Genomic DNA, 25,975 nt, shown 5'->3' with positions numbered 1-25,975 from the left:
TGTGGTCCCATTTTACTTAAAACACCACAAGAGGTTTGTGAAATTCCTTTTAATTGGTCCGCAGATAAATCACCTGCTCCGGGAATTTCTCTTTCAATAACATACTTTGGCATAACTTCTTATTTTAAATTAATACTGATTTCAATTAAGCTTTTCTCCATAAATAATCAGGGCGCTTGAATCAATTTGGACATTTCCGTCGGGGTATTTTTCATTGACAAGCTGATATACTTCTTTCTTTATTTTTTCTTTCATGTCATCATCTGCCTTGCTCAGAGCAGCTACAAAAGGCGCCGCAACTTCGGTCATCATATTCCAATAAACATCTGTTGTATTACTTTTTAGTTTTCCTGCAACTTCACGTTGAGAAACATTGCTAAATTCGGCTTGCTGAAATATATCCACGAGAAGATTGTCTTTGGCACAGCGAAACATTCCGGGTGAGCCAGGTGATTGTGGTGATAATTCCATGTTTCTGTTTATGGTTCCCATGGCGGCTGTTACCCAAAAATTCTTTTCTGGTCCATTCCAAACCGCTGTGGCAATTCTTCCACCAGGTTTTAGTACACGCTGCATTTCTTTGGCAGCAAGAAGCATATCGGGAAAAAACATAAAACCAAACCGACAGCTTATAGCATCAAATGTATCATCTGCAAAAGGCAATTCGCAAACATCACAAGCTTGGGTTTCAATATTTTTTATGCCTTTAAGCGTCGCGTTTTCACGTGCTATTTCGAGCATATCATCTGATAAATCGGTGATTACCACTTTTCCATTGGAAACTATCTTGGCTATTGTTAAGCCTGGTTCGCCAGTTCCGGCGGCTATGTCCAAAACAGTATCAGTGTCTTTTAACCTCAATAATTTGATGATTTCATCGCCCATAGGCTGTAGAAAATCCATCATCAGGTTGTCCCATTTTTTCCATCCCGGAGAAAATTTGTTCCATGAAGCTTTTTGCTGTTCACGGATTTCTTCTAATTGTTGTTCCATACTATTGGTATTTTAATTTGTTAGTAAAACCAAGTAGTGAAGTTAGTATGAGTAGCTAAATAAGCTAAGAAATGGGGAGTTTTCTTTATTCAGAACGTAAAGGTAGTAAATATTTAAATTGAAAATTACAGTTTATAATTGTTTGTTTTCTTTGTTATCTTTGGAAAAACATAATACTTAATACCAAATCAATGAAATTTACTGCATCACGTCTTTCTGCTGGAAATAAAATATTTCCGGATGAAATTTATCTTGAACCAACAGGAATAACAATAAAAATACCAGGCTTATTTAGCGGTGAAAGCAAACAATTTGATTTTAATCATATTGCTTCCGTAGAAATTGACACGCCCTTAATCGGTTTTTCTTCTATCACTATTTTTGCAGGAGGAACGATGATGGCTGCCAGTGGATTCACTAAATCGGAAGTCAAACAAATTAAAGAAGGTATTGAAAAAGGAAAAGAAAATGCTAAAAATGCATTATCAAATGAACAAACAGCAACTAATTCTTCAACAAAAATAAGTATTGCGGATGAATTAATTAAGCTGAAAGCACTAGTTGATAGCGGCGTAATTACCGCAACTGAATTTGAGCAACAAAAGCAAAAAATACTGAGCAATTAATTTATAGAATCCCATGCTTTCAAAACAATTAGAATTAACCCACGAGCTAACCTCTCCACTATTCAGGATTATGTGGGTACAAAATAGTAACGACCTCCAGAGAAGACATTTTGAAAATAATATTTGTGCGTTTCATATCGGCAATGGATATATATTGTCGGTAGCCCATAATTTAAAATCCGAAGCCAAACATTTTAAATCCATTGAAAATTCAATTTATCTAACAGACATTTTCCCTTATTTGAATTCCGAGCAAGCACAGCTATTTGAAACCTGCTATCCATTTGACATTACTACGGGAAAAAGATATTGGAACAGTAATAATCCTAATGAATTTCAAACAGTTATTGATACGCTAAGGCAGGTTAATTTTGACACTCGTTGGATAACAATGATGGAGCGTTCAATTTGCAAGCCCTATTTAGTGGTGCAATTCAAAGGCAATCAGTTTTATAATAATGAAGAATTGACTGCTAATTTTAATGCTGCAACTTCTTTTGCAGAGCCTGCAATTAATCGACATACTTTTTTAGTTGATGTAGCATTGGTAGAAGCTTTTTATAATGAAGACATTGCTTTGTACAAAATAGTAAACACTCCACAAGCTGTAATTGATGCTATTCCAAGTCTGGAAATAGATTACACCGTTTTAGGTGATAATCAGGAAAACTATTATTGTCTGCAAAGTTCCCCAACCAGCGAAATTGGAAAGCTACTTAACAAAGCGCAGATTGAAGGTTTTACAGAACATTTTGCCATCTTTCAGGAACGCATTGGTGGAAACTATAATCTTGAAGGATTACGTTATTTAATCAAAGGCTATTTTAGATTTGGTTCTTCGGGCGCGCCTTATGTAGTTTATGATTCCAAAACAAAGACGTTTAAAGTAAATGCTGTTCAAAGTGAAGCTTGCCCAATACAACTTTCCATAAACAACCAACGTGATGGGAATTTTCAGTATATCAATGCGATTGCTTCGCCTTTGCAGATTATTCAGGATCGTCTAAAAAAATATAAATTGGCATAGATTTAATTTTTACGTATTTAATCTTATAGGAAATGCTTTAGATTAAAAAAAAATAATTATGATTTACTAAGTAAAAAAGTGACAAATCGCAACATATCTTGATATATTTTAAAAAAATTAATAAATAATTATACATTTAATAACTTTTTTAGTAAATCATAAAATATTAAACATGGGGGGCAAATTTATTTTTATAAGCATTATTGGTATTATAGCTTTTAACTTAATCGTTTTATATATTATTCAAAGAAATTCTAAAGACAGAAAGTTAATAGATTATCTAAAAAAATCAAAACAATAAAGATTACTATTTACAAAGCGGTTTAATATGCTAAAAGTGCCAACAAGTCTCTTTCAAACCTTTCCTTAGGCAAATACTGATCTTCCAATGATTTCACAAACGGAATAGGACTTTCCAGACTTCCTACTCTTCTCATTGGTGCATCTAAATGTTCAAAACATTCTTCCATAATCATTGCTGATATATCACTGGCAACACCACCAAACATTGAATCTTCCTGTAAAATTATTACTTTGTTGGTTTTCTTTACCGATGCAAAAATAGCTTCGGTATCCAAAGGCTGCAATGTTCTCAAATCCAATAAATCCGCACTAACTTCCGGATGTTTACTAAGTGTATCCAATGCCCAATGTACTCCGGCACCAAATGAAATAATAGTTACTTGAGTTCCTTCTTTTAGCAAAGCTGCTTTTCCAAACGGAATAGTATAATAATCCGAAGGCACATCCTGATAAACCGAACGGTATAATTGTTTGTGTTCAAAGAACATCACTGGATTTGGATCATTAATCGCTGTATTCAACAATCCTTTTATATCATATGGAAATGCTGGATAAACCACTTTAAGTCCCGGAGTTTTAGTAAACCAGGCTTCGTTCGTTTGCGAGTGAAACGGTCCGGCTTGAGTTCCGCCACCGCAAGGCATACGCACTACAACATCTGCTTTTTCGTTCCAGCGGTAATGTTGCTTAGCTAATAAATTCACAATTGGGTTAAATCCGGTAGAAACGAAATCAGCAAACTGCATTTCAACAATTGCTTTGTGGCCGTTGATAGACAATCCCATTGCGGCAGAGACTACAGCGCTTTCACAGATTGGCGTGTTGCGGACTCTTTCTCTTCCAAACTGCGCTACAAAGCCATCCGTGATTTTAAAAGCACCGCCATATTCAGCAATGTCCTGCCCCATGATTACCAAGTTATCATGACGTTCCATTGATTGGCATAAAGCATTCGAAATAGCATCTACAACTCTGATGTTTTCAACTTTATCAGAATGATTAACTTCTTCAAAATCATACGGTTTATAAACGTCACCTAATTCTTCTTCTAAACTAGCAGTGATATCTGGTTCAGCCTGAGTAATCGCCCAATGCTCATCAATCTCTTTTTTAATGGCTTTGGTTATTTTGGCATCTTCTTCTTCAGAAAGCACACTTATCTGAGTCAAATATTCTTTATAATTTGAGATTGGATCTTTTATTGCCCACATGTCCATCAACTCCTGCGGGACATATTTAGTACCACTCGCCTCTTCATGACCACGCATTCTGAACGTTTTAAATTCCAATAATACTGGTCGTGGATTTTCAGCTAAAGAAGCTTTCAATTCTGCTATTTTTGTATAGACTTCTAATATATTATTTCCGTCAAGAATATGGCTTTCCATGCCATAACCAATTCCTTTATCCGCTAGGTTTTCACAACGATATTGTTCGTTGGTTGGTGTCGAAAGTCCGTAACCATTATTTTCAATCACAAATAAAACTGGCAAATCCCAAACGGCGGCTATGTTCAATGCTTCGTGAAAATCACCTTCAGAGGTTGCTCCTTCTCCGGTGAAAACAGCAGTTACTTTTCCGTTCTTTTTTAATTTGTTTGCTAATGCAATTCCGTCAGCAACACCCATTTGTGGGCCTAAATGTGATATCATTCCGATGATATTGAACTCTTGTGTGCCAAAGTGAAAACTACGGTCGCGACCTTTTGTAAAACCAGTTGCTTTGCCCTGCCACTGTGAAAACAAACGGTGCAATGGTATATCTCTTCCTGTAAAAACTCCAAGATTTCTGTGCATTGGCAGGATGTATTCATCTTTATCCAACGCAGCTGTTATTCCAACAGAAATTGCTTCCTGACCAATACCCGAAAACCATTTGGATACTTTTCCCTGTCGTAAAAGAATAAGCATCTTTTCTTCGATAAGCCTTGGTTTTAGTAATCTTTTATATAAATCCAATAATTGCACATTGGACAAATCTTTTCTGTCGAAATTCATGTAGTTTTATTTAAAGCCCTGCAAAAATATAAAAATTGGTTGGCAAGTTTGTGTTTTATTTTACTAAAGTTGTAAAGTGTTGAAGCGACCAACTGGCTCTTGAATTTGAGTGAATTTATCTAAAAAATGCAACAGATTTTTTTTAAAAAAATGTTAAAAAAATATTCAAACTGCATTCTGATTGCATATATTTTTCTTAATATTGTTACTCTTTTTTAAACCAACTTTAAAGAAACCAACCAAATGAAAATCTACATCCGAAATATGGCATGTGAAAGCTGTAAAGTCGTTGTAAAAGAAGCACTTGTTAAATTGAATCTTCATCCATTGAAGGTTGAATTAGGTCTTGCTGAAATAAAAGAAGATTTAACCGATGCCAAAAAAGAAAAGCTCGACCACATAATCAATAAAGTCGGGCTTGAAATTGTTGAAAGCAAAGGTGGAATCCTTATCGAGAAAATTAAGAATCACTGTCAAGCTTATGTAGTTTCTGAAAAACACATTAAAGTCAATATCTCTGAATACTTATCAGAAAAACTAGAAAGGGATTATAATTATTTATCAAATGTTTTCTCTGAAGTTGAATTGTCCACGATTGTACATTATATCAATCTGCTGAAAGTAGAAAGAGCCAAAGAGATGATATTATTTGAAGATCATAATCTGACTGAAATTGCGCATAAGCTTAATTTCAATAACCTTTCAGCCTTTTCAACGCAGTTCAAAAAGATTACCGGCCACAATCCTACTCACTTTAAGAACTTGAAGAATAAAAGAAGATTAGCCATACAGGAACTGACAAAGAAAAAACAGTAAAATTTATAAAATTCAATTATAAAATTAGAAGTCAGTAAACAATTAAAAAATATATTTTTGCTTCCTTAAATCTTAATAAAAGAACGAATGAATCAAATTGACATATTCTATGCAGATGATGACGATGATGATTTGATGTTTTTTAACGAAGCCATCGAAAGGATTTCGAGGGATATGGAAACTCAGATTAATCTGCATATTCATAAAAACGGTGATACCCTGATTGACAATATCAAAAAGAACAAAGACAAAAATGGAATTGTCTTTCTTGATATTAACATGCCATTTAAAACAGGCTTTGAATTACTGGAAGAAATCAGAAAAGAGCCCAATATTAATGGATTTCCCGTAGTTATGTATTCTACAAGTTCCAATCAGGATAATGTTGACAGAAGCAAATCTCTTGGAGCTAACTTTTATGTTGTTAAGCCTTATAAATTCGATAATTTAAAAAATATGATTTCTACATTCATTCAGATGGATTGGAAAAATCATCAGGCAGATTCACACACATTCTTATATAAATAAATTTCATCCTGCTAAATACAAAATAACCCCAAAGCAACTTTTGCCTTGGGGTTATTTTTTAGTTTACGTTTATAATTTAAGAACCTTTTACAAAGTTTTTATAAACCTTCGCGCCGTCTTCTGTATTTACTTCCAATATATAAAAACCATTTTGCAGGCTTTCTACATTAATTTGGTTAGTACCATTTAATTTGGTTTCAATACGCTGACCATTTACGGTTATGATATTTACATTTTTGATAGAAGCTTCAGTATCCAGATTCAGCACATTAGTTACCGGATTTGGGTATAATTTCAAGCCATTAAGTAAGGTTGCCTGATTAATTCCCAAATTTGCATCTGTTATGTTTAAAGTATAAGGAATGGTTTGTGGAGTTGACCATGATGAAATTACAATATAATAAGTCTGCCCTGCTGTTACCACCATGTTATTGATGGTTCTGTTTCCTGAAGCTGAACTGCAATTGCATGCATAGGGTGGAGAACCTATATCTGCACAACTGTTAAAAACAAAAAGACCTGTCCAAGCCAGAGCTGAAGGTATCTGTATATTAACAACACCACTAGCTGTTGGAGCATACGAATATATAACGTCGTTTCCGCTAAGATAATAGTTGCCAGCAGTTCCGGCTCCACAAGAAATTGGAGTTGCTGTTGGTGGATCGTAGTTATCTCCGTAGTTTGCAGTATTGTCTGTTACAGAAAGTGGCAAACTTGCAATCACAATCGGATCCGTACATAAATTGCCTGGTTGTGCAAACATAGCGGCACTTAACAATAAAAAGGTAAAGTAAAGTTTTCTCATAAAGTAGTTTTTTAAATATTAATGGTTATCCAAACTTAAAGTATTAGATAAAAATAATCAAAATAAATACTTTCAACTTCATATAAAAACGATAAAGTACAAACTTTTACTAATTACTTAAATGAATTCATATTCTGAATCGTTTATAGTGTAAGAAAAAAGATTAGCTTTGTTTCAAGCGCAGACATAATTTATATTTCATATGAACGTAGAGGAACAAATCAAAAATTATATTAACAGCCAGCCAGAACCAAAGCTTAGTGAAATGGAAGAGTTGCACCGAAGCATACTACAGTTGTCACCAGAATGTAAATTGTGGTTCTTAGATGGCAAAAACAGTGAAAATAAAACTGTTTCAAATCCTAATATTGGATATGGGTCTTATACTATAAAATATGCTAATGGAGAAATTAGGGAGTTTTATCAAATTGGATTAAGCGCAAACACAACCGGAATCTCTATCTATATACTTGGTCTAAAGGATAAAACATACTTAGCCCAAACCTATGGGGAAAAACTTGGCAAGGCGAGCGTTAGTGGCTATTGCATTAAGTTCAAGACGATAAAAAATATAGATATTTCTATTCTTGAAGAAGCAATACATTATGGATTTGAAAACAAGTAACTTCATCACTTTATTCGGCTTACAAATCAGAGAATTCAACAACCTAATTCAATTATGATTTTAAAAAAAATACTATTTATAATCATATTTTTTTCATTAACAAATTTGTATGCTCAAACTAATACAAATTTTATGATTGTTGATCAATCTGGTCAAACATACGAGGTTGACCCTTCAACTTGTACAATTACACCTTTAATCCAGTGTTTTGGAGGCTATATAACTTCAATTGCATTAATTAATAATATGGTTTATTTTTCTAATGGTTCAAATCTATACCGATACCCATATAATACATCTGCAGCCTGTGAATATTTAGGGCCATTTCCTAGTTTAAGTACAACCGTGACTAGTCTTACATCAGGACCTAATGGTTTAGTTTATGCAGCATCAGGAAGTACTATTTATAGTTATAACCCAATTACAAATTCTTTTGCAAATTTAGGAACTATTCCAAGTCCATGGCAGAGTTCAGGGGATTTAATTTTTTATGAAAATGAATTGTTACTGACAACCGTCAATGAAGAGTTAATTAAAATAGATTTAGACAATTTAGCAAATAGTCATGCTGTTTTACCTTTTCCAGCTAACACAAGTGTATATGGACTTGCAACGGTAAGCACTGGTTGCAGTAGTAATTTAGTTTTTGGATTAAACGCTACGAATACTGGCACAACGCAACTTTTACCTATAAATTTAGTTACCAATACTGTTGGCAGTCCAACTTGCACTTTGCCACTTACAGTATTTGATGCTGCAAGTTTGTCCGAAAACGGTAGTACAAACCTACTAATTCCAACTTTTACAGCAGTTGGTCCAATTTGTACTGGTGCTAAGGTTCCACCATTACCAACGACTTCAAATAATAGTATTACAGGAACATGGTCTCCGGCATTAAACAACACAGCAACTACTATTTATACTTTTACTCCAACGATTGGTTTTTGTGCAAGTCCTACTACTTTGACCATAGTTATTAGCCCAATTGTTACACCAACCTTTACACCTGTTGGCCCAATTTGTACTGGTGAAACGCTTTTGCAATTACCAACAACTTCAACTAATGGCATTACAGGAACATGGTCTCCGGCATTAAGCAATACAGCAACTACAACTTATACTTTTACTCCAACGACTGGTTTGTGTGCAAATTCTACAACACTGACTATAATTATTAGTCCTGGTGCCACGCCACTTTTTACACCAATTGCAACAATTTGCAGTGGTGATTTGCTTTCACCATTACCGACAACCTCTAACAATAGTATTACAGGCACATGGTCTCCGGTATTAAACAATACAGCAACTACAACTTATACTTTTACCCCAACTACTCAGTGTGCTAGCTCTGCTTCTTTGACCATATCGGTTATTCCACCAATCAATATAGCATTAAATGATGCAGACTTGTGTATAGATCCTGATACACATTTACCTAAGTATCATGTGTTTTTAATTACTAATCTAAACAATCCAAACTATACATATAATTGGTATTTTAATGGAAGCTTACTTCCAGGTGAGCATTCCAATGATTTATTAATAAATCAAATCGGTCAATATTATGTAACGGTAACAAACAATTTAACCAATTGCGTTTCCACTTCTAACACAGCTATCGTTAGTCAAATTGAAATAATACATGAATTCGACATTGCAGTTATTGCTGAATTTACAAATAATGCTTCCATAATTGTAACTCCTTTTTCAGCAAATTTTCTATACCAAATAGATAATCTCACTTTTCAAAGTTCAAACGTTTTTGAAAATGTATCCTATGGTGTTCATTCAATTTCTGTTACAGATTCTATTTTGTGTACAGATTTTCATGGGCAAATTTTTGTTCCGGGATATCCTAAGTTTTTTACTCCAAATGGAGATGGCTACAACGAATTTTGGAATGTCTTTGGATTTAATTACAGTGATATTTACAAAGTTTCTATTTTTGATAGATATGGAAAATTTATCTATGAAATAAATAATAGAAGTGATGGCTGGGATGGTAAATTAAACGGAAGAGTATTACCATCTACAGATTATTGGTTTGTTGTAAACTACTATTTAAATAATCAATTCAAAACATTCAAAGGTCATTTTAGTTTAAAGCGTTAAAAAAATTGAGGCTTACAACGTTGAACTTTTTGTTATCTTTATAACAACACTTTTAACAATATGAACAATGCATTCAGACAATTTATTACAGCAAATTAATTTTATCAAAGAAATAGATAAGGTTAAATATATTCAGCGTAAAACAAAACTATTTAATAGCGACAGAAACGAAAATGACGCCGAACATAGTTGGCATTTAGCAATGATGACAATTGTTTTAGCTGAACATTCTGATGTTCCGATTGATATTTTGAAAGTACTCAAAATGGTATTGATACACGATATTGTTGAAATTGATGCAGGTGACACCTTTATTTATGATACTGCGAAAAACCATTCCAATACAGATGAAGAAAGAATAGCCGCACATCGAATTTTTGGCCTGCTGCCCAAAGAACAGGCAGAGGAATTGATTTCGGTTTGGGAAGAATTTGAAACTGGAGAAACCAATGAAGCAAAATTTGCTAAATCCATGGACCGGTTTGAACCGCTGCTTCAAAACATTTCAAATAATGGTGGAACCTGGAAAGAATTTGGAGTGGGCTACGATAAAGTTTACGAAAAAAAGAAAGCAATAAAAGAAGGCTCAACCTCCATTTGGAACTATGCGGAAAAGGCAATAAACGAAAGCGTTGAAAAGGGTATCTTGAAAAAATGAAACCTTTAATGAAATAAATATTACTAACAATTCCCGGTTAATAAGATTGTGAAATATGTTATAAATTAACATTTTTGTTTCGAAAGAAATTATTACTTTAACAGAAAAATAAATAAACATGAAAGTTAAAAAAGGTTTTTTTAGAGCACTAAGTGTATTTTTCTGTTGTGTAATCCTCGCACTGATTTTGGGATTTATATTTGATAAACTTCAGCTTGCAGCTACTATAGGAGTTGGTCTGGGCTTACTCTGGATGGGCGTTGCTTATTTTAATCAAGAAGAAGGTGAAGAAGAAGAAGGATAAAAAATGATTTTTATCCTCAAACCAACCTCATGAAATATGTACTGATTGTTATAGTTGCATTCTTATTAATTTGTTGTAGTAAATCAACTTTTAATCCAGAATGGACAAAAAAAACTGCTCCACCTACTTATGTTGTCCATTTTGAAACATCTAAAGGAAATTTTGACATTCAGGTAACCAGAGCATGGTCTCCATTGGCCGCCGATCGCTTGCATCAATTACTAACACATCATTTTTATGACAATACCCTTTTTTACAGAGTGGTACCCAATTTTGTTGTTCAATTTGGAAATATCGACACTACAGTCACCAAAAAATGGGATAAATTCAAAGTGCCAGATGAACCAGTTCTCAAAAGTAATCTGAAAGGTTATGTAAGTTTTGCCAGAGCCGGAAAGGAAACACGAGGCAATGATTTGTTCATTAACCTAAAGGATAATGCAAGGTTAGATACTGTTCACGCTGAAGGCATAGTTGGATATCCTGTATTGGGCAAAGTAATAAATGGCATGGACATAGTAGAATCTTTTTATTCCGAATATGGAAATAAAACGATGGATGTTTATGATTCTTTAAGTGCTAACCGCAAAAAGTATTTAGGTCTTTTTCCAAAGCTGGACTCGATTAAGAAAGCGTATATCTTGAAGGATAAATAGTAAGCGCCAAAATATAAAATTCCAAATTCCAAAATATATAAGTTATTGGGATTTGGAATTTGTTTTTTTGTAATTTTACCCACTATGGATTTACAAGACCAGTTAAAAAACCTATTTCCTAATCACCAACCTTCAAAAGAACCTGAGGAAGTTGAAAAACATGAGCATAGGCTGTTTATCCAAAAAGAACCTATGATTTGTAAATACGAAAGACGAAAGGGAAAAGCCACTACTATCATCGAAGGCTACGAAGGCAGCGAGGAAGATTTCAAAGTATTGGCAAAAGAACTAAAAACCAAGCTCAGTGTTGGCGGTACTTTTAAAGATAACTCAATTATCATCCAGGGCGATTATCGCGATAAAATAATGAACCTGCTCAAAGACAAAGGCTTTAAAGTAAAGCGTGTCGGAGGATAATTTAATTACGAATTAGAAATTACGAATTACGAACTCAAATAACCAGATAACCGAATAACCAAATTAACAGTAATGATAAAATCATCAGAATTAATACTAAACCCAGACGGAAGTGTCTATCACTTAAACCTGAAACCAGAACATATTGCCACAGACATCATCTTTGTGGGCGACCAAAATAGAGTTGAAAAAATAACACAGTTTTTTGACAGTATCGAATTCTCAACGCAAAAACGCGAATTCAAAACACAAACCGGACTTTACAAAGGAAAAAGAATTACCGTAATGTCAACCGGAATTGGGCCTGATAACATTGATATTACCATCAATGAATTGGATGCTTTGGTGAACATCGATTTGGAAACACGCAAACCAAAAAAGAATCTGACTTCTCTAAACATAGTTCGTATCGGAACTTCGGGTTCATTGCAGGAAGATATTCCTGTTGATAGCTTTGTAATGGGCGAATATGGTCTTGGATTAGACAACATGCTCCGCTCCTACGTGATTGATGATATCTGCGAAAATGATATGGAAGATGCTTTTATCAAACACACCAACTGGGATATGAGAAAAGGAAAACCTTATATTATCGGTTGCTCTGTAATGCTGAAAAAGAAATTTGACAGCACCCAAATCCACAAAGGAATTACCGGAACTGCCGGTGGTTTTTATGGTCCACAAGGAAGAGTTTTGCGTTTGGCAATCCAGGATCCTGAGTTGAATGGTAAAATGGACACCTTCAAATTTGGCGATGTCCGAATGGCAAATCTTGAAATGGAAACTTCGGCTATTTATGGCTTAGGAAAACTTTTGGGACACAATTGTTTGTCGTTAAACGCTATAATCGCGAATCGTGCGAACGGGACTTTCAGCGCCGATCCATACAAAGCAGTTGATGCCTTAATTCAATATGCTTTAGGAAAATTGGCTGAGTAAATTTAGGATTTATTCTGAATTTATTTCAGAAGCTGTTCCTGCTTTCCGTTGCAATCTGTCATTGCGAGCTTGCGAAGCAATCTCTCCATAACAGGATTTCCACTACAAACACGAAGTGTTCACTGAACTCTATTTGGAAATAAACACAATGTGAAGTAATCGAGGCTATTAAAAAATGAACATACAACTAGAAACGGAACGACTCATTCTTCGTACATTAACACTTTATGATGTTGATGATTTTTTTGCAATGAATGATAATCCGAATGTAAATCGTTATCTAAGAAACCCGGTAAGAACAAATTCTGAAACAAAAGAATATCTTCAAAGAATCATCAATGAATATCAAAAAAATGGTATCGGAAGATGCGCGGTGATATTGAAAGAAACGAACAAACTAATTGGATTTTCAGGATTGAAATTTAGAGAAACACTCGAAAATAATCATGCCAATATTTATGATTTAGGTTATCGTTTCGCAGAAGAACATTGGCGTAAAGGCTTTGCAACCGAAGCTGCCCTAGCCTGGCTTGAATACGGATTCAACACGATGAAGTTGTCAACTATTTATGCTTCTGCTATGAGTGACAATATTGGTTCAAATACTGTTTTAAAAAAGCTTGGTTTTGAACTTGTAAATCAATATCTGCATAACGATATTCCGCATAGTTGGTATAAATTTGACAAAAACAAATGGACTTAATTCTCGAAACAGCAAGATTATTACTTCGCCCATTAGAATTGTCTGATGCCGAAGATATGTTCGCTATGGATAAAAATCCAGAAGTGCATAAATACCTTTGGCAAAAACCATTTGAAACTATTGACGAAAGTATCAAGATAATTGAATACGTCAGAGATCAATATAAAACAAATAAAATAGGACGCTTTGCTACCATTATCAAAGAAACCGGCGAATTCATTGGCTGGACAGGAATAAAATTTGTCGATAATCATACTGAAAATGGCAACACCAATTTCTTTGATTATGGCTATCGCTTAAACGAAAAATTCTGGAACAAAGGATATGCAACCGAAGCAACAAAAGCCTGGCTGGATTATGGCCTGAACCAAATGAATATCGATAAAATACACGCTTATACTCATGGCGAAAACGGTGCTTCAAACACAGTTCTAAAAAAAACAGGCATGACTTTCATGCAGGAATATGTTGCCGAAGATGGCGCAAAATGGAATTGGTGGCAAATTGAGAAGAGTGTTCAGTAATCAGTTTTCAGTCTCAGTTAATATCAAAAAATTATAAACTTTTAAACCTCATAAACCTTATAACCTTCTTATGAAAACCATAAAAATAGTTGGCGTTCCCGAACATTTCAATCTGCCTTGGCAATTGTGCATCGAGAATGGCGAGTTTGAAGAAACCGGAATTGATTTACAATGGACAGACATTCCGGAAGGAACAGGTAAAATGTGTCAAATGCTTCGCGATGGCGAAACCGATATGGCTGTAATTTTAACTGAAGGCATCGTAAAAGATATTGTAGCCGGAAACGATTCCTCTATTGTGCAGGTTTATGTTGAAAGTCCATTGATTTGGGGAATTCACGTCGCTACCAATTCAAAATACAATTCGTTAGCCGATTTAGAAAATAGCAAAGTAGCCATTTCTCGTTATGGTTCGGGTTCTCATTTAATGGCGTATGTCAATGCTCAAAATCAAAACTGGAATACAGATAAATTACAGTTTGAAATCGTAAATACTATTGATGGCGCCGTTGAAGCATTGACAAATGGCAACGCCGATTACTTTATGTGGGAACGTTTTATGACCAAACCTTTAGTTGACAAAGGAGTTTTCCGCCGCGTTGCCGATTGTCCAACACCTTGGCCCTGCTTTGTGATTGCTTTCAGAAATGAATTTTTAGAAGCCAATAAACAAAGTGTCGCGCTACTTTTAGAAACAATAAACAATACTACTTCCGAATTCAAAGATATCCCGAGTATCGACAGAACCTTGGCATCAAAATACAATCAAAAACTGGAAGATATTCAGGAATGGTTATCGCTTACCAAATGGTCGCAAAAACCTTTAGAAGAAAAAGTGTTAAACAATATCCAAAATCAATTGTTTGACCTGAAAATTATCGATAAAAAAGGTACTTTTGTTGAAATAGTGAAAGCCGTTTAGCTTTCGCCATTGACAATATGATAAAATCAGTAAGTCTTACTTATCAGAAACTTAAAGAGAAATTCAGGATAAAAAGTCCGTGGGACATGATTATCATTTTTATCTTAAATATTCTGATTGCAATTCCGATTTTTATTATTGCCCATCACAATCTTATCGAGCTCGACTGGGCACATCACGTAGATAGGATTTTATTGTTTATTATTATTGTTGTTGTCATCCAACTGCTTTTACGTGCGATGCGAAGAGTAACATTAATTTCAGTGATACTCTATTTGCTTTTTCTTTTTTTTGGAAGCCTGTTTGGAAATTATAGCTTTCAAAGTGTCTTTGAAGATTACCGCTCGATGATGTACACGATGAGTGAAGACCCATATCCACAGGATATTATCATTACCAAATTGCTGCCTTTTCCAAACAAGTCTAAGATTTTGGATGCCGTTGAATATCAAAATCCTAAAATAAGAAACTTTGCCATTATGGCTGTCAATAAGCATTTTAAGCATGTAAAAGGCTACTATGATTATTTCACTATCGTTCAGTCATTTGCTGTTTTCAAAGAAATAAACACGCGCTGGAATTATGTTAGTGACCCAAAAGGTCATGATTATATTGCAAATGCCACTGAATCTCTTCAATATCTTTCAGGCGATTGTGATGATCATTCGGTATTTATGGCTGCCTGCATTAAATCTATTGGCGGTACAATGCGATTGATTCACACTAAAGGACATATCTATCCCGAGCTATTAATCGGCAACAAAAAAGATTTAGAGCATATAAATTATGCCATCAAAAAAGTATTATTTCCATTAGAAAGTAAAAACAAACCTATCAATTACCACATTGATGAACGGGGAAATATTTGGCTAAACCTTGATTACACCGCTAAATATCCCGGCGGTCCATTTATGAATGAGGAAATTCTCGGAGCTTTGACTTTAGATTAACTATGGTTTCAGGTTAACAACTAGTTCATAATTCGTAATTCGTAATTCCCAATTCGTAATTTTATTTACTATATTCGTTTCTAAATAAAACGACCTGTAATGAAAAAGTTATTTTGTCTATTTCTCTTACTATCATTGGCTTCACAGGCACAAGAGAATACTGTGCTCGCCAACAAAAAAAATGAATTTCGTGTAGATGTTTTGTCTGCCATTGTTTATACAAAAGCAAGTTTGAGTTATGAACGTTTTTTTGGAAAGGATTGGTCTACAGGTTTCAACGTAAATTTTTCAAATAGCAACAAACTAAATGAAGACTTCAACAATGGCTATAGAAATAATGTTCCTAAGTTTGAGTTCAATCCTTATTTGAGATACGCACTTTCAAAAAGTAAATCAAGATATTATTTTGCTGAAGTTTTTGGCTCCTATAATGGTGGTGATTACAAAGAAATCATACGTATATCAGGCATGGCTATGCCGGATTATTACACTACGAAAAAGTCAAAATATACCGATTTTGGTTTAGGTGGAAGTTTGGGTTACAAAATGTATTTCAATAATAGCATTGCCTTAGAATTTATTGTCGGATTTGGGTCAAATCTTACTAATCGCGATAAAAGCCCGGATGTTATTTCGAGAGTTGGTTTAAATTTAGGGTATAGATTTTAATACAAATAAAGATGAAAAAGTTACACTATATACTTCTGATAGCGGTTGCCGCTCTAGTTTCAAATTGCGATACCAACGACGATGGTTTTTATAACAATGTATATGTCGACGTTCCTGGTTTAGTAACAATGGATGCACATTCTAACACCTACAACGTTGGTGAAAAATTATACCTCAATGCCGATTTTTCAAGGTATTTAAGCGATGGTGCGCTCTTAGATATTTTTCAGACTACAGGTGCTACCGAATTTGTTTTCTCCTATGTTATAGAAAAACAGGTTAATGCAACTACCTGGGAAGTAGTAACGGTAAATGACAGTCAATTGGATATTGTGAAAGGCGATGCTCTAAACAATCCTTATGTTTATGGAATCTGCGAATACAATACTGTTGATCAAACTTATGAATACCGTGTCGGATTTCCATTATTATCAACCGGAACCTATCGTTTGAGTTATGGGTATAACAGTGATTCACTTGATACAGTGGAATTGCGTTCTGTAAGTCCGGCAACGCGTTTAGTATTAAACATCAATTCATTGGTTACAGGAGTTAATGCTGAAGGTTATTACAATTTTACTGTAAACTAAACTACCACTCTATCGTTTCTTTTCCGAGACTTTGCAGATAAGCATTGGTTTTACTAAAATGTTTATTTCCAAACCATAAGCCACGATTGGCGCTCAATGGCGATGGATGTCCGGTTTCTAAAACATGGTGTTTTGTTCGGTCAATTTTTGCGCCTTTCTTTTTTGCAAATCCGCCCCAAAGCAGAAATACCACATTTTGTTTTTCATCAGATATTTTTTGGATAACTGCATCGGTAAACGTTTCCCAGCCTTTTTTTTGATGACTTCCGGCTTCGCTTTCTCTAACTGTTAAAGTGGCGTTGAGTAACAAAACACCTTGGTCTGCCCAACGTTCCAGATTTCCGGTTTTTGGAAAAGGTTTGTTCAAGTCGGTTTGGATTTCTTTAAAAATATTGATTAACGAAGGCGGAAAAGCAATCCCATCATTCACCGAAAAACACAAACCATTAGCCTGCCCAAATCCATGATAAGGATCCTGACCAATAATGACAACTTTTACTTTGTCGAAAGGGCAATGGTCAAAAGCAGCAAAGATTTCGTTTCCGGGTGGAATGCAAATTTTGGTCTCGTATTCACTTTTTACGAAAGAAATTAACTGTTCAAAATAAGGTTTCTTAAACTCGTCATTAAGTTCTTCCTGCCATGATGGATGAATTTTGACTAACATTAATTTTTTTTACAAATATATGTACTTTAAAACTTTGTAACTTTGACACTTTACAACATTTATGATATCCATCACCGATAAAACATTACAGGATTTAGAATTCAACACGGTTTTGCAAACCATTTCAGAAAGATGCAATACTGAAATCGGAAAGCAGAAAGCACTCGAAATTGTGCCTTTTAAAGACAAAGAAACCTTGATGAATGCGCTGTTGCAAACATCTGAATATCTATCTTCTTTTTCAAATAATAATGCGATTCCCAATCACGGATTTGATAATCTGACCAATGATTTAAAATTCCTTGCCATTGAAGATAGCTTTCTGGAAGTTGGTAGTTTTAGAAAAATAGCCACGCTTTCAGAAACCGCAAATGTGCTGTTGTTGTTCTTTAAAAAATTCTATGATTATTATCCAAAGCTGAATGACAAAGCAGCACAAGTTGAATACACTAAATTCATCATTCAGAAAATAGATGAAGTCGTTGATAAATATGGCGAAATTAAAGACAATGCCTCCGTTGAACTAACAGGTATCCGAAGAGATATGAACTTAGTTCGTGGCAAAGTCAATCAGAGTTTTGGGCAGGCAATGACGCAATATAATTCGTTAGGCTACTTGGATGAAATCAAAGAAAGCTTTGTTCAGAATCGTAGAGTTCTAGCGGTTTTAGCAATGTATCGCCGAAAAGTGAAAGGCTCTATTTTAGGAAGTTCCAAAACCGGAAGCATTGCTTATATAGAACCCGAGGCAACTTTACGCTATTCAAGAGAATTGAGCAATTTGGAATATGAAGAACACGAAGAAATCACCAGAATTCTGAAGAAATTATCAAACGATATTCGTCCGTTTTTAGAGCTTTTAAAACAATACCAGGAGTTTCTGAGCGATGTTGATGTCATTTCGGCGAAAGCCAAATATGCCAACAAAATCAACGCTATTCTACCAACAATTACAACAGAAAAACAGTTGCTTTTCAGAGATGCCTTTCATCCTATTTTATATTTAAGCAATTTAGAAAAGAAAGAAAAAACATTTCCGCAGACTATTGAATTAAATAATGAAAGTCGGATTATTGTTATCTCAGGTCCAAATGCCGGTGGGAAAACTATTTCGCTAAAAACCGTTGGATTGTTGCAGTTAATGCTGCAATGTGGAATTTTAATTCCGGTTCACGAACGTAGCAAAACGTTTTTATTTGACAGAATCCTGACTGATATTGGCGACAATCAATCAATAGAAAATCATTTGAGCACCTATAGTTATCGCTTGAAGAACATGAATTATTTTCTGAAGAAATGCAATGGCAAGACTTTGTTTTTGATTGATGAATTTGGTACAGGTTCAGATCCAGAATTAGGTGGTGCTTTGGCAGAAATTTTCCTTGAGGAATTCTATCACAGAGAAGCTTTTGGAATTATTACGACGCATTATTCTAATTTGAAAATCCTGGCAAACGAATTGCCTTTTGCATCTAATGCGAATATGCTTTTTGATGAGAAATCTTTGGAACCAATGTATAAATTGATTCTCGGTCAGGCCGGAAGTTCTTTTACCTTTGAAGTGGCTCAGAAAAACGGAATTCCATTTGGTCTTATCAATCGGGCAAAAAAGAAAATAGAAGGCGGAAAAGTGCGATTCGACAAGACGATTGCTACGCTTCAAAAAGAACGTTCCAAACTTGAAAAAACATCTTTGAATCTGAAAGAAGAAGAAACCAAAGCCCGTGAAGAAGGTAAAAAAATGGAAAACATAAATGTCAAGATTCAAGAGAAACTTGAACGTTATCAGGAACTGTATGATGCCAACCAGCGGTTGATTTATATGGGGCAAAAAGTGGATGATATTTCAGAGAAGTACTTTAATAATAAGGATAAGAAAGGCTTGATTGGCGAGTTTTTAAAGATTGTAGAAATCGAAAACTCCAAACGAAAAAAAGCAACAGTCAAAGAGAAAAAAGAAAAGGAAATAATTCAAAAAATAGTCATAGAAGAAGTTAAGGTAAAAGTAGAGGAAATTCGGGCTGAGAAGAAAGAAAAGAAATTAAAAGCCATTCCTGTAGAAAAACCTAAAGTCACGCTTAAAGTTGGCGACAGGGTTCGGATGATTGATGGCAAAGCGATTGGAACCATTGACAAGATTGAAAAAAGTAAAGCTGTTGTCAATTACGGCGTATTTACTTCAAAAGTGAGTTTAGAAGAACTGGAATATGTCCAGGCAAAATAATACTGAACTTCTGAAATGAATTCAGAACAAGTAAATTCAGCATAAACATGGAAATTTCAGAATTACCAAAAGATAAAAAAATAATCCTTTTTGATGGAGTTTGCAATCTCTGTGATTCGTCTGTCCAATTTGTGATTAAGCATGACAAAAAAGATATTTTCAGATTTGTTCCGCTTCAGTCTGAATTAGGTCTTAGCATAATAAAACATATTGGCATCGATACTTCAAAAGTGGTTAGCGGTGTTTTATACGAACCCGGAAAAACATATTATTACAAATCTGATGTTGCATTCAAAGTCCTAAAAGAAATTGACAGCGGAATATATAAGTGTTTATTAGTGTTTTCAGTTTTGCCAAAATCTATATTGAATGTCATCTACGATTATGTGGCCAAAAAAAGATACAAATGGTTTGGCAAAAAAGAAAGTTGCATGATACCAACTCCTGAATTAAAATCTAAATTTTTAGCATAAAAAAAGCCATCTTGTTTTTTGGAACGAGATGGCTTTCTTATATAGTTTATAAGATTATTGTTTAACAACTTTCTTAACAGCAACTCCTTGGTCAGTAGTGATTTTCATCATGTATATTCCAGTTGCTAAATCGCTTACAGAAATTTGACCTTCTGTAGCGTTAACTTTCATTGATTTAATTACTCTTCCGTTCAAGTCAGCCAATTCAATTGTACTAACAACCGCATTTTGATCGTTAGAGAAATTGATAACATTACTTACTGGATTAGGGAACACAGAGAATTTAGATGATAAGAAATCATTTGTTCCTAAAACTGAAGTAAAGTTAACTGTATCAAAACGCATTGTTGCAGCAGTAGTTGCAGCAGCAGCAGAAACATCATTAAATCCAAAATAGTAAGTACCCGTAGCTGGAGCAGTCCAGGTTGGAGTAGTTTGTTGTGCATATGTAGTAGCTAATAAAGCTGCATTAGACCATACTAATGTTGTTAGTGCAGCAGGTGTTGGAGTAGTACCAACAGTCATTCTTAAACTTCTTAAAGATGCACATCTGATCCAGAAAGATGCAGTAACTTGTTCTCCGGCTTGTAATGATATTGGTGGAGTAATTAACCAGTTATTTGAAACAGCACCTACAGTGTTATTGAAAATCCAATAGAAAGATGGAGAATGAGCGTTTGCAGCACCAGCAATAGCACTTAATCCATAAGCACCATTTCCAGATGTAGTCCAACCTACTAATTGAGTTGTAGTATTGTCAAATCCTGAAGCATAAGGTAATACTTTTGCAGTTGTAAAAGTGTTAGCTGTAGTCCAAGTACTTTGAGTAGCGCCACAGTCACTTCTTACGTAAAAATCATAAACAGTTGAAGCATCTAAACCAGTTAAGTTAACAGTATTTTCAGTTGTAGTTACTGTTGTTCCAGCTCCTGGCACGAATCCAACAGGACCATACTCAACTTCATAACTAGCAGGAGCACTTAATGACGCATCCCAGTTTAATGATATTGAAGTAGCTGTAATATTTGAAGTAGGATTGATTCCGTATACTCCTAAACATGAAATCGGTGTAAATGACAAATCAAAATCAAAACCATTACCATTCCAATAATTACTCCACTCAATATAATAAGTAGCACCTGCAGCTACAGGAAACGTAACGCTTGATAAATAGTTAGTACCAGAAACGTCATCATTTGAAGCAACACAAGTTAATACTCCACATGTTCCAGTCATAACTGATACCATAGTATCGTCACTGTTTGGAGCCACATTAATTGGTAAATTTGAATTAACGGTAACTTCACCATCAGCAGTTGCTGTGTATTCATACCATAATCCATAAATAGGCCCACCTAAATTGTCAGCAGTAATATCAAAACATGCAGCTTCAAAATTACCACCAATAGCAGGAGCAGTATTTGTCCCAAGGGTAGCAGTTAGAGGCGTAGCACAATCGTCCTGAGCGAATGAAGATAACGAACCTAGCAATAGAATCGAAGAAAGTAATAGTTTTTTCATAAAATTGTTTTTTAAGTTTAAGACACAAATTTAATAAAGTATTTCTAATATAATAATTTTTTAACTATCTTTTTCCCATTTCCCTACAACTGACGTTGCTAAAGCGTTTCCAAGCACATTTGTAGCACTTCTGAACATGTCGCAAAAATGGTCAATTGGAAGGATTAAAGCGATGCCTTCAATAGGTATTTTAAACATTCCGCAAGTGGCGGCAACGACAACCAAACTTGCTCTTGGAACACCGGCAATTCCTTTACTGGTAAGCATTAAAACCAAAAGCATGGTCATTTGTGTGCCAAAATCGAGATGCACACCATAAGCCTGCGCAATAAAAATACTGGCAAACGTCATGTACATCATACTCCCATCAAGATTGAACGAATATCCCAAAGGCAACATAAAGGAAACTATTCTGTCTTTTACTCCGAATTTTTCTAACTCTTCAGTTAATTTTGGAAAAACAGCCTCTGAACTCGTAGTTCCAAAGGCAATTATCAATGGGCTGACAATGTGTTTTAATAAAGCAGTCATTCTTGTTTTTAGAAAAATGTAGCCAATCAATAACAATACAAACCAAAGTGTTGAAATTCCGACCATAAAAGAGCCAAAGAATTTGGCATAAGTAAGTAGCAATTCATTCAAATCACGAATAGCAAAAACGCCTGCTATAGCTCCAAAAACACCAATCGGTGCAAACTTCATTACATAATTCACCATTTTTAAAATGATGTGCGATGTTTTATCCAAAGCGTTTACGACAGGTTTAGCATTATCTCCTATTGAAGCCGCAGCCAATCCGAAGAAGATTGAAAAAATTACGATTTGCAATATTTCATTAGTAGCCATAGCTTCAACAATACTTTTCGGAATTATATGTTCAATAAAATTCTGCGCTGAAAAACCATCCGTTTTTTCCACAACTTCTGTTGCAGTAGAGACATCAATGTTTCCTAATTGCAAACCAACACCTGGCTGTAATGTATTCACCCAAAACATTCCTATCAAAAGAGAGATAAACGAAGCCGTAAAAAACCAACCTAATGCCTTTCCTCCTATCCTTCCAACAGCTTTGATGTCGCCCAGTTTAGCGATTCCAACAACGAGTGTCGTAAATACCAAAGGTGAAATGATCATTTGAACTAATCGAATGAAAATAGTAGCCAGCATTTTGATATAACCACTAAAATCCTTAGCAATTTCTTCACTATAATTGTAATGAATGAATGTGCCTAAAAATCCACCAAGCAGCATTGCAACAAGAATCTGAACGGTAAGATTGGAAAAGAACGATTTCTTTTTAACTTCTTGAGTTGTATTCATAAGTTTTAGTTTTGGTTAATGTTTTATATTTCAGAAGCAAAAAAAACTGCCAACTGAATACGGAACACTGCTTACTTTTTTTGATAGGTTTTATTTAGTAAATAAAAATCGGCCAAAACTATGGCAGCCATGGCTTCTACAATTGGCACAGCGCGTGGCACAACACATGGATCATGTCTTCCTTTGCCTTGCTGTTCAACCAATGTATTTTCATTAGTCAACACTTCTTGTTTTTGGATTAAAGTTGCCACAGGCTTGAAAGCTACTCTGAAATAAATATCCATTCCGTTTGAGATTCCGCCTTGAATTCCACCCGAAAGGTTGGTTTTAGTAGTTCCGTCTTCGTTATATAAATCGTTGTGTTCGCTGCCTTTCATTTTGGAACCGCAAAATCCGCTGCCAAATTCAAAACCTTTCACTGCATTGATAGAAAGCATTGCTTTGCCTAATTCGGCATGAAGTTTATCAAAAACCGGTTCACCCAATCCGATTGGAACATTTTGAATAACACAAGTTACGGTTCCGCCAACGGTATCGCCTTCTTTGCGGATTTCTTTAATGTAGTTTTCCATTTTTTCGGCTGTAGCCAAATCGGGACAACGAACGGCATTGGTTTCTGTTAAAGAGAAATCTAAATCCTGATAAGGTTTGTCTATAAATATTTCGCCAACAGAAGAAACAAAAGCATTGATTTTAATATTGGATAAAACTTGTTTGGCAATAGCGCCTGCTACTACTCTACAGGCGGTTTCACGAGCAGAACTTCTTCCGCCACCGCGATAATCGCGAATGCCATATTTCTTTTCATAGACATAATCGGCATGGCTTGGACGATAGCTGTCTTTGATGTGTGAGTAATCTTCTGATTTTTGATTGGTATTCGGAATAATGAAACCTATTGGAGTTCCGGTAGTTTTGCCTTCAAAAATGCCTGAAAGTAATTGCACTTCGTCTTCTTCTTTTCGTTGTGTGACTATAGAAGACTGACCTGGTTTTCTGCGCTGCATTTCGTTTTGAATGGCATTCAAATCGAGTTCGATTCCTGCAGGGCAACCATCAATAATACCACCTAAAGCTTCTCCGTGTGATTCACCAAAAGTGGTGAGTTTAAAAAGTGTTCCGTAGCTATTTCCAGCCATTTTATATTGTTTTAAACAAATATAGAGTTTAAGTTGCAAAGTTACAAAGTCAATAGTCGCAAAGTTCACATTGCAATTTGTAAATATATGAATTTGATAACGTTCCCTTATAGTTCAATTAATCTAAGGGTATTTAATTTGCTAAACTCTAAATTCATTCATTTTGAAAAAAAGAAAATTAGATGTAGTAGTGATTTCAGATGTTCATTTAGGAACTTTTGGTTCACATGCCCACGAATTGAGCTATTATTTATCGACTATCAAGCCAAAGATTTTAGTACTAAACGGAGACATTATCGACATTTGGCAATTCAGAAAATCTTATTTTCCCAAAGCACATTTAAAAGTCATCAAAAAGATTGTCGACTTGGCTTCCAAAGGTACAAAAGTCTATTATGTAACCGGAAACCATGACGAAATGCTACGGAAATTCAGCGATTCAAGTATTGGAAATATCTCAATTGTGGATAAACTTGTTTTGGATTTGGATTATAAAAAAGCCTGGATATTTCATGGTGATGTATTTGATGCTTCGGTACAGCATTCAAAATGGATAGCCAAATTAGGCGGATTAGGATATGATTATCTGATATTGCTCAACCGATTTGTAAATTGGTGTTTGAAAAAACTTGGCAAAGAGCCTTATTCTTTTTCCAAGAAAATAAAAGCCAGCGTCAAATCGGCGGTGAAACATATTTCTGATTTTGAAACTACAGCTACAGATTTAGCCATCGAAAAGAAATACGACTATGTTATTTGTGGTCACATCCACGAACCAAAGATTGTACATAAGGAAAATAAAAATGGTTCTACCTTATATTTAAATTCTGGTGATTGGGTTGAAAATCTTACGGCATTGGAATATAATAACCGGCGATGGAAACTCTATAAATATGAAGAGTATACCGAACGTGAAGAAGAAGACTTATTTGAAATGGAAGATTTTATCAGTCAGCAACTTATAGCTTCAATTATTTTTTCCAAAGAAAAATAATTCCTAACTGATTAGTTTAGTCAGAAATTATATAATAAATTCGCCATATTATATAAACTGGGTATCACAATTTTTGTGAACTTTGTATTAAACTAATTTTAAAATAATAAGAAAATGAAAAAAATCATTTTATCTGCTTTTATGCTAATTGGATTAGCGTTTAGCGCACAGGCTCAGAGTATTTCGAAGAATGCCTTAGGTTTACGTTTAGGAGACAACGATGGTTTTGGAGGAGAGATTTCATACCAAAGAGCTTTGGAGAAAAGCAACCGTTTAGAATTCGATTTGGGTTGGAGAAACAGCAAAAATGTTGATGCCATTAAATTGGTAGGTCTTTACCAATGGATTTGGAATATTGACGGAGGTTTCAATTGGTACGCAGGTGTTGGTGCCGGTATTGGAAGCTGGAGCTATAATGGTCCAGGTAGTCCGGATCCAGATGGTGGAACATTCTTGTTAGCTGCCGGAGATAT

28 protein-coding genes are annotated in these 25,975 nt (G+C 34.8%); 21 read left to right on the top strand and 7 right to left on the bottom strand.

All coding sequences use genetic code 11. The annotated features are described in order from the left end of the window. Positions 1-141: 141 nt before the first annotated feature. Positions 142-993, bottom strand: a complete 852-nt coding sequence (locus tag ABIQ27_RS09750; protein ID WP_348033694.1) for a class I SAM-dependent methyltransferase — start codon at positions 991-993, stop codon at positions 142-144. 191 nt (positions 994-1,184) lie between these two features. On the opposite strand from ABIQ27_RS09750, the gene ABIQ27_RS09745 reads away from it, so the two are divergent. Next, a complete protein-coding gene (locus ABIQ27_RS09745; protein WP_348033693.1) occupies positions 1,185-1,619 on the top strand; it encodes an SHOCT domain-containing protein in 435 nt (144 codons plus the stop codon). Positions 1,620-1,689: 70 nt separating this feature from the next. After that, positions 1,690-2,646 (top strand): hypothetical protein, encoded by a 957-nt coding sequence (locus ABIQ27_RS09740; protein ID WP_348033692.1) that lies wholly within the window; start codon positions 1,690-1,692, stop codon positions 2,644-2,646. Between the two features lie 323 nt (positions 2,647-2,969). Here ABIQ27_RS09740 and ABIQ27_RS09735 read toward each other — a convergent pair whose 3' ends face one another. Then, positions 2,970-4,946 (bottom strand): dehydrogenase E1 component subunit alpha/beta, encoded by a 1,977-nt coding sequence (locus ABIQ27_RS09735; protein ID WP_348033691.1) that lies wholly within the window; start codon positions 4,944-4,946, stop codon positions 2,970-2,972. A gap of 243 nt (positions 4,947-5,189) precedes the next feature. On the opposite strand from ABIQ27_RS09735, the gene ABIQ27_RS09730 reads away from it, so the two are divergent. Both ABIQ27_RS09730 and ABIQ27_RS09725 read left to right on the top strand, forming a co-directional pair. Beyond that, positions 5,190-5,762, top strand: a complete 573-nt coding sequence (locus ABIQ27_RS09730) for a helix-turn-helix domain-containing protein (RefSeq protein ID WP_348033690.1) — start codon at positions 5,190-5,192, stop codon at positions 5,760-5,762. 87 nt (positions 5,763-5,849) lie between these two features. Next, positions 5,850-6,290: a response regulator gene (locus ABIQ27_RS09725; RefSeq protein WP_348033689.1), complete on the top strand. Its 441-nt coding sequence runs from the start codon at positions 5,850-5,852 to the stop codon at positions 6,288-6,290. 76 nt (positions 6,291-6,366) lie between these two features. Here the strand turns inward: ABIQ27_RS09725 and ABIQ27_RS09720 are convergent, their stop codons facing one another. Then, positions 6,367-7,095 carry a T9SS type A sorting domain-containing protein gene (locus tag ABIQ27_RS09720; protein WP_348033688.1) on the bottom strand — a complete coding sequence of 243 codons (729 nt, stop codon included), beginning with the start codon at positions 7,093-7,095 and terminating at the stop codon, positions 6,367-6,369. Positions 7,096-7,297: 202 nt separating this feature from the next. Between ABIQ27_RS09720 and ABIQ27_RS09715 the strand changes: the two genes are divergently transcribed. The 13 genes from ABIQ27_RS09715 to ABIQ27_RS09655 all read left to right on the top strand — a co-directional run bounded on the left by ABIQ27_RS09715 (position 7,298) and on the right by ABIQ27_RS09655 (position 17,164). Further along, positions 7,298-7,720, top strand: coding sequence for a DUF1801 domain-containing protein (locus ABIQ27_RS09715; protein WP_348033687.1), 423 nt, complete (start codon positions 7,298-7,300; stop codon positions 7,718-7,720). A 132-nt stretch (positions 7,721-7,852) separates the two neighbouring features. Further along, positions 7,853-9,832 (top strand): T9SS type B sorting domain-containing protein, encoded by a 1,980-nt coding sequence (locus tag ABIQ27_RS09710; RefSeq protein WP_348033686.1) that lies wholly within the window; start codon positions 7,853-7,855, stop codon positions 9,830-9,832. A 67-nt stretch (positions 9,833-9,899) separates the two neighbouring features. Then, a complete protein-coding gene (locus ABIQ27_RS09705) occupies positions 9,900-10,490 on the top strand; it encodes an HD domain-containing protein (RefSeq protein WP_348033685.1) in 591 nt (196 codons plus the stop codon). A gap of 118 nt (positions 10,491-10,608) precedes the next feature. Next, positions 10,609-10,794 carry a hypothetical protein gene (locus tag ABIQ27_RS09700; protein ID WP_348033684.1) on the top strand — a complete coding sequence of 62 codons (186 nt, stop codon included), beginning with the start codon at positions 10,609-10,611 and terminating at the stop codon, positions 10,792-10,794. A gap of 29 nt (positions 10,795-10,823) precedes the next feature. Next, positions 10,824-11,450, top strand: coding sequence for a peptidylprolyl isomerase (locus ABIQ27_RS09695; RefSeq protein WP_348033683.1), 627 nt, complete (start codon positions 10,824-10,826; stop codon positions 11,448-11,450). Positions 11,451-11,534: 84 nt separating this feature from the next. Next, a complete protein-coding gene (locus tag ABIQ27_RS09690) occupies positions 11,535-11,867 on the top strand; it encodes a translation initiation factor (protein WP_348033682.1) in 333 nt (110 codons plus the stop codon). A gap of 72 nt (positions 11,868-11,939) precedes the next feature. Then, entirely contained in the window at positions 11,940-12,806 is an 867-nt protein-coding gene (locus ABIQ27_RS09685; protein ID WP_348033681.1) for a nucleoside phosphorylase, read from the top strand. A 175-nt stretch (positions 12,807-12,981) separates the two neighbouring features. Further along, positions 12,982-13,509 carry a GNAT family N-acetyltransferase gene (locus ABIQ27_RS09680; protein ID WP_348033680.1) on the top strand — a complete coding sequence of 176 codons (528 nt, stop codon included), beginning with the start codon at positions 12,982-12,984 and terminating at the stop codon, positions 13,507-13,509. Next, positions 13,500-14,033, top strand: a complete 534-nt coding sequence (locus tag ABIQ27_RS09675) for a GNAT family N-acetyltransferase (protein WP_348033679.1) — start codon at positions 13,500-13,502, stop codon at positions 14,031-14,033. The genes ABIQ27_RS09680 and ABIQ27_RS09675 overlap by 10 nt, the downstream gene beginning before the upstream one ends. Positions 14,034-14,103: 70 nt before the next feature. After that, positions 14,104-14,955, top strand: a complete 852-nt coding sequence (locus ABIQ27_RS09670) for a substrate-binding domain-containing protein (protein WP_348033678.1) — start codon at positions 14,104-14,106, stop codon at positions 14,953-14,955. Positions 14,956-14,972: 17 nt separating this feature from the next. Continuing rightward, complete coding sequence (locus tag ABIQ27_RS09665; RefSeq protein ID WP_348033677.1) at positions 14,973-15,905, top strand: transglutaminase; 933 nt, start codon at positions 14,973-14,975, stop codon at positions 15,903-15,905. Between the two features lie 99 nt (positions 15,906-16,004). Next, a complete protein-coding gene (locus ABIQ27_RS09660) occupies positions 16,005-16,574 on the top strand; it encodes a DUF3575 domain-containing protein (RefSeq protein WP_348033676.1) in 570 nt (189 codons plus the stop codon). Positions 16,575-16,585: 11 nt separating this feature from the next. Then, positions 16,586-17,164, top strand: coding sequence for a hypothetical protein (locus ABIQ27_RS09655; protein WP_348033675.1), 579 nt, complete (start codon positions 16,586-16,588; stop codon positions 17,162-17,164). Position 17,165: 1 nt separating this feature from the next. Here the strand turns inward: ABIQ27_RS09655 and ABIQ27_RS09650 are convergent, their stop codons facing one another. Further along, positions 17,166-17,831, bottom strand: a complete 666-nt coding sequence (locus ABIQ27_RS09650; protein WP_348033674.1) for a uracil-DNA glycosylase — start codon at positions 17,829-17,831, stop codon at positions 17,166-17,168. A gap of 61 nt (positions 17,832-17,892) precedes the next feature. Between ABIQ27_RS09650 and ABIQ27_RS09645 the strand changes: the two genes are divergently transcribed. Together ABIQ27_RS09645 and ABIQ27_RS09640 are read left to right on the top strand one after the other, a co-directional pair. Continuing rightward, a complete protein-coding gene (locus tag ABIQ27_RS09645; RefSeq protein WP_348033673.1) occupies positions 17,893-20,055 on the top strand; it encodes a DNA mismatch repair protein MutS in 2,163 nt (720 codons plus the stop codon). A gap of 47 nt (positions 20,056-20,102) precedes the next feature. Then, a complete protein-coding gene (locus ABIQ27_RS09640; RefSeq protein WP_348033672.1) occupies positions 20,103-20,528 on the top strand; it encodes a DCC1-like thiol-disulfide oxidoreductase family protein in 426 nt (141 codons plus the stop codon). Positions 20,529-20,582: 54 nt separating this feature from the next. Here the strand turns inward: ABIQ27_RS09640 and ABIQ27_RS09635 are convergent, their stop codons facing one another. The 3 genes from ABIQ27_RS09635 to aroC all read right to left on the bottom strand — a co-directional run bounded on the left by ABIQ27_RS09635 (position 20,583) and on the right by aroC (position 24,508). Next, a complete protein-coding gene (locus ABIQ27_RS09635; protein ID WP_348033671.1) occupies positions 20,583-22,049 on the bottom strand; it encodes a T9SS type A sorting domain-containing protein in 1,467 nt (488 codons plus the stop codon). A 60-nt stretch (positions 22,050-22,109) separates the two neighbouring features. After that, positions 22,110-23,369, bottom strand: coding sequence for a cation:dicarboxylase symporter family transporter (locus tag ABIQ27_RS09630; protein WP_348033670.1), 1,260 nt, complete (start codon positions 23,367-23,369; stop codon positions 22,110-22,112). A 71-nt stretch (positions 23,370-23,440) separates the two neighbouring features. Beyond that, the gene (aroC, locus tag ABIQ27_RS09625; RefSeq protein ID WP_348033669.1) at positions 23,441-24,508 is read right to left on the bottom strand and encodes a chorismate synthase; all 1,068 of its coding nucleotides are present in this window, start codon (positions 24,506-24,508) and stop codon (positions 23,441-23,443) included. Positions 24,509-24,671: 163 nt separating this feature from the next. On the opposite strand from aroC, the gene ABIQ27_RS09620 reads away from it, so the two are divergent. Further along, entirely contained in the window at positions 24,672-25,502 is an 831-nt protein-coding gene (locus tag ABIQ27_RS09620) for a UDP-2,3-diacylglucosamine diphosphatase (protein WP_348033668.1), read from the top strand. A gap of 114 nt (positions 25,503-25,616) precedes the next feature. After that, the coding region (locus tag ABIQ27_RS09615) for a hypothetical protein (protein ID WP_348033667.1) at positions 25,617-25,975 on the top strand (359 nt) is incomplete at its 3' end.

Origin of the sequence: Flavobacterium sp. (assembly GCF_039916025.1) — a bacterium.
Classification (GTDB): domain Bacteria; phylum Bacteroidota; class Bacteroidia; order Flavobacteriales; family Flavobacteriaceae; genus Flavobacterium.
This window is presented reverse-complemented; position numbering and strand designations above follow the sequence as displayed.